The sequence below is a fragment of the Psychrobacter sp. WY6 genome (genome assembly GCF_018448495.1).
Lineage (GTDB): Bacteria > Pseudomonadota > Gammaproteobacteria > Pseudomonadales > Moraxellaceae > Psychrobacter.
The window spans coordinates 24,326-31,994 of the sequence record NZ_CP049903.1; the positions used below are offsets into that span (position 1 = coordinate 24,326).

The window sequence follows — 7,669 nt, forward strand, 5'->3', positions numbered from 1 at the left end:
TCCATAAGATGAGATTCTGACTTGCGATAGTTGTACTTTTCAATTGGGACAAAAACTTATATAAGCCTATTTCATACATTCTATTACCAATAATTATGATGCCTTTATGATGATTCATCCTCAGTATGATCCCGTAGCGCTTTCCTTGGGTCCATTGGAAGTGCACTGGTATGGGCTAATGTATTTGCTAGCCTTTGCTGCCGCTTACGGTTTGGCTTGGTATCGCAGTACCAAACGCGACAATTGGACCACCGACATGGTCTCTGACTTAGTCTTTTATGGCGCGCTTGGTGTCATCTTAGGCGGTCGTATTGGCTATGTGCTGTTTTATCAGTTCGGTGAATTACTCCAAAACCCTGCCTATATATTAAAGTCTGGGAAGGCGGTATGTCTTTCCACGGCGGCTTTATCGGCGTCATGCTAGGTATGTGGTTCTTTGCCCGTAAATATAAAAAGACTACCTTTCAAGTATTCGATTTTATCGTTCCTTGTGTACCAACCGGCTTACTGTTTGGGCGTATCGGCAACTATATCAATGGCGAATTATGGGGTCGCGTCTCAGACGGTGGCTATAACTGGCTGACCTACTTTCCGCAAGCCGCGGCGTTTGATATGGAGCAATTACAGAGCAATCCACAATTGCAAGAATTGATGATTGAAGTCAATGGTCAATACATATTGCCTCGTCATCCATCACAGCTATATGAAGCCTTTGCCGAAGGTCTGCTGCTATTTATATTCTTATGGTGGTATTCATCAAAACCACGTCCACGTATGGCCGCCTCCGCTGTATTCTTACTAGGCTATGGCATCAGCCGCTTTATCATTGAATTCTTCCGCCAGCCAGATGCTGACCAAGGATTCATATTATTAGGTTGGATGACCAAAGGGCAAATCTTAAGCGCGCCGATGATTATCGCCGGCTTAATCATGCTGATTTATGCTTACAAACGCGGTATTTATGATTGGGGTAAGCAGTCTGCATATTAGAAATAAGTGTCGAGGTGCATGAACAAATAAATATAAATGCAGTTCTAACAAGATACATTCCATTTGCAGAATTAATACCTATGTTAGTACAAGGATTTTTATTCCTAAACCTAATTTTTTCATCAGATAGTGGAACTTCAAAAGCTAAAAACAAATTTGGATATGTAACTTTTTATGTCAATGTAACCTATTTTAGATGTTATCTGTCTTTAAAATAACCAATTTCTTAGAAATTAATACAAGGAACTACATGATGTATCGCAACAATTACGTAAGATTACATAGTTCCTTAGCGAATTAAAATTCATATTGACACTATAAATTAGTATATTATTTTAATAATTGGTTAAACCCTATATAGCATAATTACTTCACCCACTAAAAAAACGTTTGAGGATTAAATCTAAATTAAGGATTTAATCCTCAAACGTTTTTTTCTGCTTCAAACAGGAGATATTGTTGTCAGGTTGGTCAGCTATATTCTATAAATGTTACACGAAATTACATTATAAAATAGGTATTTTTTATCATTTTATAAGCTTAAAAAGAGCTTTATCAGATTTTTATTAGTGATGACATGCTTTACAGCCTATGCTAAAGTCCGATTTGTGTTTTGGCTAACAGTTTGACTTCCAATAAATTTAAGGTTTTAGCGAAATCGTTGATAATGCCGGCCGCCTATGGAATAAGGGTTTGCAGCATAATTATTAGTCACCACAATGTGTATATTCTTGAGTTGTTGAGATTTAATTGACTGCTCTGTTATGGACAACAGACCATTTTGAATTAACCGTAGGTATTAGATTTATGAAACAGGCCTTATTGATTTTGTCAGTACTGGGTATGGGCATAGCACAAACGAGTACTGCTGCTGTAACGACCTTTCAAACAAGTAATAATATAACCAATATTTCTGCGGCATCAAACTACAGTTCGTCAAAAAATATTTATAGCACCAAAAGTGGTGCTTATGTTTCTAGCAATGATGAAATCAGTCAAGCAATTAGCAACTTAAGTGCGCAGGCTCAACAAAAAGAAACAGCTTTCGTTATCAAGTAGCCGCTTATATGCTGAAAGACAACAGCAGCAAGTCAATACTATCCCTGATAGCAATTCAGCACCCGCTATCGCTGCTGCTCGCGCTTCACGAGTGGCTCTATCTAGCAGCTCTGGATACTGTGCCCGTTACGTACGTAAAGCACTACAATCAGCTGGTTATGAGTTCACTCCAAATCCTTCAGCCTATCAGTACGCTACTCGTGGCACACTTGATAAAGCAGGTTTCAGCAAAATCAGCAATGATATGCCAACCCAAGTAGGTGATGTTATTGTCTATGATCGCTCATCAAAGCGTCCACATGGCCATATTCAAATTTTCGATGGTACAGATTGGATTTCTGACTTCCGTCAGAACAGTATCAGCCCATACAGTGGTGTCTATGCTTATACGACATGGCGTGATTCAAAATATGTGGATGACGCATCCGCATCAGATCGTAATATCTACCTTGCTATGAATGATAAATAAGACCTGAGAAGTCAGCACAACATATTTATTGCTTTTCTCCAACCCAGTAGATCTTACTATCATTGCTGGGTTTTTTTGTGCTTAACATCAGGGTGTATTTAACCTTTCATGATTTGATCAGTCAGAAATAGACACTACTGATATCATTACTCATTACAAGAATTATCGGCAAGCGCGTTTAAGATGCCACATGATACCGCTTGTGCACTACCTGCACATTTCTGGCGCAAAACTGAGAAATTTTTGGATTGCTAGCATTACAAGACAAATTACGAAACGACGCTCATGAAGATGTGGCTTAGCTCAAAGCGTATGGGTAAACCACCCCGAGTTCGTCGTACTCTCTAAGACTGTTTAGTCTCCGAAAACCTGAGGCGGTTCAGATGGTTTTTTGAGAGATTATGACACTCTCAAAGCGATTTGAAGTACTTGAGAAAGTTGATTATGATAGCACCTAAAGATTTACCAGAGTCATATCGAAAGACTAAACAAAAAAATGCCTCTGGGAGTTGACTCCTAGAGGCATTTAGTTTTTAATGTAGCTAACGGTTACAGAGTGCGTCAACACCCTGTAACGAACAAATAAGCACGCAGTGCGTTATTTGAACAGCATTAAATGCCCGTGTAGGTGCATTTTATCCAAAAACTGCTTTCATATCAACCTTATTCACTATACATTTTAAAAACTGCTTGTTCGCTCGTTACATCCTTGTGCTGCTCTCTTTGTACCCGTTACCCGTCAAATGGGTGGCAGGCCTCGGCGACGACTGCGTTTGACACAGGGGTAAGCTCTCGACAGGGGTTCTAGACATATTGAGCAACGCAATGAGTGGTTACTCGTGCATATCGTAGCGGTATATTGGGTTTATGCCCTTGCTAGCGTATGACAGCACAGTAGCGGTTAAGAGCGTGTCTAGGCGGTGCTATCAGCCGTAATCTTAACAACCGTAGCTTGATACAGTGATACGGTCTTGATGACGCGATGGGCGATGAAGTCGGCATGACTAATCACATCAAATCCAAGGAATGCACTAAAGCGATTGTGAGTATTTTATCTACTCATAATCGCTTTAGGGTGAGTGTTCCTTGAAATCTGCTCAAGGCTCCAAAATCAGCATAAATTCACTTAGGCTAATTTAAGTAGTATATAGCCCACTCGGCTATATACTATAAGAGTCCAGAGAAAAATTTAGAATAGTTATTATACAGCAGTCACTTATTCAGTGAGTCGATATTGTCATGGTTGATTCATAAGCTTAGTGTGAATAGAACGAGATCTATGCCTTGGGTAAACTACCTCCCAAACTTATAACTGTTCTTTATCTTGAAATCCTAATTAAACTGAAACCTCGAATACTTTTATTTAGTCAGCATCCAAAGTATTATCTTTGTTTTGAATAAGTATTAGAGCATCTTGTGCTTTCTTAAGTTGATCTTGTAACAGAGTCACTTGTTCCTGCTTTGATAAATGACGGCTTGATAGCTCGCTATATTGTTTATTCAATACGCTATGCTCAGCTTCAAGCTTAGCCTGTGTTTGAGTCAACTGATCGTTGAGTCCTGATAGTTTGTTACGCTCAGCGATTATGGCCTTTAACTCCCCTTTAACCTCTGCTGTGTCAGTCGCTATCTCATTGCGTTCAGTAGTGACTTTCTTTAGCTCATCCTTAGTCGCGGTCAGTTCTATTTGCAGACGTGAAATTTCTGCTTTATCGCTATGAGCAGTGGCTTCAAGCGTGGCCACTTTTGATAAGTTGACGTTAAGCTCTTTTGCTTGCTGGTCAAAGCTGCTGTGTAGCTCTGCAAGTTGCACTTGGGCTGCATCTGTTTTAGCTTGCTCAAGCTCAAGCGCGTGCTGAGTATCACTGAGCGTCTGTAACAGCGTATCACGCTCAGCAGTCATTTGAGCTGTACTGATTGCTGCTGCCTCTGCCGTTGCTGTGACTTCATCGAGCTGTACCAACAAATCGGCTTGTTCACTCTCTAGCGTTTTAACCGCCTCTTGCGCCTCATCTGTTTCAGCTTGTGCCTTGGCCTTAATACTCTCTAGTGCCTCACGCTCTTTCACCAAGCGATCATTAGCGATATCAATGGCCGTCTGCCACATATCCGCACCAAGCGCTTGTAAGCGCTCAGTGATACCACTTGGTAGCTCAACCTGTCTGAGCTGCTCTTCTTCTTGGTTATCCTGACGCCAAGACTTCATCGCCTCACTGATGGTTGTGAATGAACCACCGCCCAAAGCCTTACGCACCTCAGCTAATGTTGGCTTAATTCCTTGTTCTTGCAATTGGTCGGCAGTAGCATGAATTTGCTGAATAGTGATGGCCATCATCATCGTCCTTAATTTTGTATGAATAAATATGTAATTGTTGTATTATGTATGTAGTATAATACAATTTACAATATACTACAATACAAAATATAAAAAAACCTCAAGTGATCTTGAGGTCACGGTCATTAAATTATAGTTAGTGATCCGCTAAGTATTCTTCTAGCGCATTATTGATCATTTCTTGATAGTCACCACCTGTTTGCTTGGCTCTATCCTTAAACTTGGCAATGATACTTGGGTTGATGACGCTCGCTTCAGCAGAGAACGCTTGCGGCTTAATACTGCCACGGATAGCGTTTGACCAATCCGTAACTTCTGGAATATCTGATAAATCAATATTGTCATCACTAAGCGTTGCTAAATATTCTAAGTCCGCTTGTTGCTTTGCCGTTAGTGGTGGTAAATCGTCTATTTGATAGCTAACCTTGTTCATATTGCCTCCTCTCACTCTTTGTGGCACGCCTAGCCGAGATAATGCGTATAACCTCGCCACCATCTATGTCTGTCTGCGTATGGGCTACTAATAAGACTGCTGTGCCGTCTATTGTACCCAGCGCCTGCCACCGCTCCTCACCATTTTCATACCTGTCTTGCTGACGCAGGCATAAAGGATCTAAAAACCCGGGTAGCTGCCTCAAATGATAAACGGTGTTTGCACTGATTGGTGATGTTTTTTTGTTCATCCCATTCAAATCTAATACTCATCTTTTCTCTCAATCAGTATGCTCTTTATAGATTGGCAATTCATCTTGACTGACAGCTGCTACTTTCTGATACTCAAAAGATAGTGGCACTTTATTGGTTTGCCCACTTGGGTCAAAAATAATTTGATCGCTTGAGACGGTGTTAATCCATAGCTTTCAAATACCGAAAAAGCATTTTCTTTTAGCTCTTGATCGAGCCTAATATTATAATTAGTTGTCGTCATAACATCACTTTTAGCTTATTTATGTACATATAATATAAGCCATTTGTATAGGCTACGCTAGCTCAATTACTCTTTTTTTCTTTGCTATGATTTCTGCTTAGGGAACGTATAGCCTATCGCCAGTAAGTGCTTTTTGTGGGTCTTTAAAAAAGCCTCATCTCTTAATTGAGTGTGTAACCAACTAATAACTTCTTGAGTGCTTTTACCTGATGGTGCGTAACTACCAAACGGTGAGTAGTTAGCCAACAAAGGGGCAAAACGATCAATTTGCTTAACGGTTAGAGGTGGGATATCTCTATCCTCATTATTCTGATTTAGGCCCTCCTGTCCTTTTTTCTTAGTTGGCTTGGCCTTGACGGTGAATGTCAAACCTGTAACTGTGCGTCCACGTTTGATGTTTTCATAGGTGATTTTGATGTCGGTTTTCTGATTAATTTCTTTTATGGGCCCATCAACTGCATTCTCTTTCAAATTGTTGATGCGCTCATACGACTTAGGCGTGCCAAGTTCTTGCCTATATTGATCTAAAGTCATAGAAAAACCACCCTTCCCCTCAGACTTTTTTGCTAGATGGTAAAGGTCTAACGAGTAAGTCAATTTGAGGTTTAAGATATCTTCTTTTAAATAGTGTAAGGGTTGAGCTTATCAAAAACCTGAAGTAAGTATATTACCTCATCTGTAAAATGCATCGATATATAGCCATCTGCATATTTCGACCTGATTAGCCATTGAACCTCTGTATCATCACCATCCTTATCCTCATAAATGAATGTACGCTTCATTAATTTTTTGCTAGCTGATTTCATTTGCTTATAAGCCGAGTTTCTATCTATTCCGCTAAGCTTAGCAATTCAGAAGACGCAACCTCTATCGGTGTTTTTTCAGTAGCATTATTAACCCTAACCAATGGGCTCGCTAGAATAATGATGCGCTTCTCATCAATAGACATCTCTAAAAGCTTGAGTAATTTTTATTCTGCATAACAATCCATTTTTCAGGTATTTTTTTTTCGTATAGCTCGACATCATCATTATGACAACCTCATTATGCTAGTTACTTTAAGATAGCATAATGCGGGATAAAAGTAGCATTTAACGGGATAAAAGTAGCATAATGCGGGATAAATAGCATAATGCGGGATAAAGTAGCATAATAGAGTGCGTAACCCTTTAATAGCAAAGCTTACAGACTGTCTAAAGTCTTTAAAGAAAAGTAAAAAAAATTTTTATTTTAAATAATAAGGAAAACCAAAAAAAACCGACGGATTAAGATGATAATTTGATCGACCAATCACTTGTAAAACTGATCAGTAGCTCAGCAGCAATTGTCCATTCTTAATGTTATTCCACGTCGCATGGTTCGGATCAAGCTTAGATCTTGAAGATCTTCAAAAGCAGGTCAAAGATATTTTGAATATCTTCGTCGTCATTCTGGACACCCTGTGTTCACATTCTCAATATCAGTCTCATTTTTTGTAGATAGTTTGTCTTCATTTTCAGTACCATTATCGACACATCTGTAAACACTTATCAAACCGTTGCTAAAAAGCCTAGAAACCACTCTTATATACGTTTACGCTCTGTCCGATACGATGGTAGCTAAAGCTATTCTAAACGCTTAAAACACCGATAACCGTCTCCTAACCTTTCGCTAATTAGTAGACGATCCAGCTGTACCTTCAATTAGGCGATTTCTAGCAGCTACTGTGCTGATGAGTAAGCATCAAGCAATGAACCGTGGCACTGTCCTGACTGCTTTTAGGGGGTAAAGCTGCTTGGTGTTCCTTAGCCTCACTTTGCATCTTATGAGCGATGATTTTAAAAACTCACGGTGCTTTTTTAAACGAACGTACCTTTCATTATCATGGGCGTCTAAAATATAGCTTGTA

At 39.6% G+C, this 7,669-nt stretch carries 5 protein-coding genes and 3 pseudogenes; 2 read left to right on the forward strand and 6 right to left on the reverse strand.

Going from position 1 to position 7,669, the window contains the following annotated elements; all coding sequences use genetic code 11:
* The first annotated feature begins 106 nt into the window (after window positions 1-106).
* Both lgt and G7Y90_RS17520 read left to right on the forward strand, forming a co-directional pair.
* Window positions 107-990, forward strand: a pseudogene (gene lgt / locus G7Y90_RS17510) (prolipoprotein diacylglyceryl transferase).
* Between the two features lie 807 nt (window positions 991-1,797).
* Window positions 1,798-2,518, forward strand: a pseudogene (locus tag G7Y90_RS17520) (CHAP domain-containing protein).
* 1,363 nt (window positions 2,519-3,881) lie between these two features.
* Here G7Y90_RS17520 and G7Y90_RS17525 read toward each other — a convergent pair.
* The 6 genes and pseudogenes from G7Y90_RS17525 to G7Y90_RS19440 all read right to left on the reverse strand — a co-directional run bounded on the left by G7Y90_RS17525 (window position 3,882) and on the right by G7Y90_RS19440 (window position 6,587).
* On the reverse strand, window positions 3,882-4,850 hold the full coding sequence (locus G7Y90_RS17525) for a DNA-binding protein (protein ID WP_060492332.1): 969 nt from the start codon (window positions 4,848-4,850) through the stop codon (window positions 3,882-3,884).
* A 139-nt stretch (window positions 4,851-4,989) separates the two neighbouring features.
* On the reverse strand, window positions 4,990-5,286 hold the full coding sequence (locus G7Y90_RS17530) for a hypothetical protein (RefSeq protein ID WP_045448295.1): 297 nt from the start codon (window positions 5,284-5,286) through the stop codon (window positions 4,990-4,992).
* Window positions 5,273-5,558 (reverse strand): annotated as a pseudogene (locus tag G7Y90_RS17535) (BrnT family toxin). The gene G7Y90_RS17530 and the pseudogene G7Y90_RS17535 overlap by 14 nt, the downstream one beginning before the upstream one ends.
* A 58-nt stretch (window positions 5,559-5,616) precedes the next feature.
* Window positions 5,617-5,781, reverse strand: a complete 165-nt coding sequence (locus G7Y90_RS17540; RefSeq protein WP_502937455.1) for a type II toxin-antitoxin system RelB/DinJ family antitoxin — start codon at window positions 5,779-5,781, stop codon at window positions 5,617-5,619.
* A gap of 84 nt (window positions 5,782-5,865) precedes the next feature.
* Complete coding sequence (locus tag G7Y90_RS17545) at window positions 5,866-6,315, reverse strand: hypothetical protein (RefSeq protein WP_349773457.1); 450 nt, start codon at window positions 6,313-6,315, stop codon at window positions 5,866-5,868.
* An 86-nt stretch (window positions 6,316-6,401) separates the two neighbouring features.
* Complete coding sequence (locus tag G7Y90_RS19440; protein ID WP_502937456.1) at window positions 6,402-6,587, reverse strand: RepB family plasmid replication initiator protein; 186 nt, start codon at window positions 6,585-6,587, stop codon at window positions 6,402-6,404.
* Window positions 6,588-7,669: the final 1,082 nt, after the last annotated feature.

Excerpts from the sequence above, each read along its gene's own strand:
- G7Y90_RS17525 (WP_060492332.1), bottom strand. The coding sequence starts at position 4,850 with ATGGCCATCACTATTCAGCAAATTCATGCTACTGCCGACCAATTGCAA.
- G7Y90_RS17530 (WP_045448295.1), bottom strand. The coding sequence starts at position 5,286 with ATGAACAAGGTTAGCTATCAAATAGACGATTTACCACCACTAACGGCA.
- G7Y90_RS17540 (WP_502937455.1), bottom strand. The coding sequence starts at position 5,781 with ATGACGACAACTAATTATAATATTAGGCTCGATCAAGAGCTAAAAGAA.
- G7Y90_RS17545 (WP_349773457.1), bottom strand. The coding sequence starts at position 6,315 with ATGACTTTAGATCAATATAGGCAAGAACTTGGCACGCCTAAGTCGTAT.
- G7Y90_RS19440 (WP_502937456.1), bottom strand. The coding sequence starts at position 6,587 with ATGAAATCAGCTAGCAAAAAATTAATGAAGCGTACATTCATTTATGAG.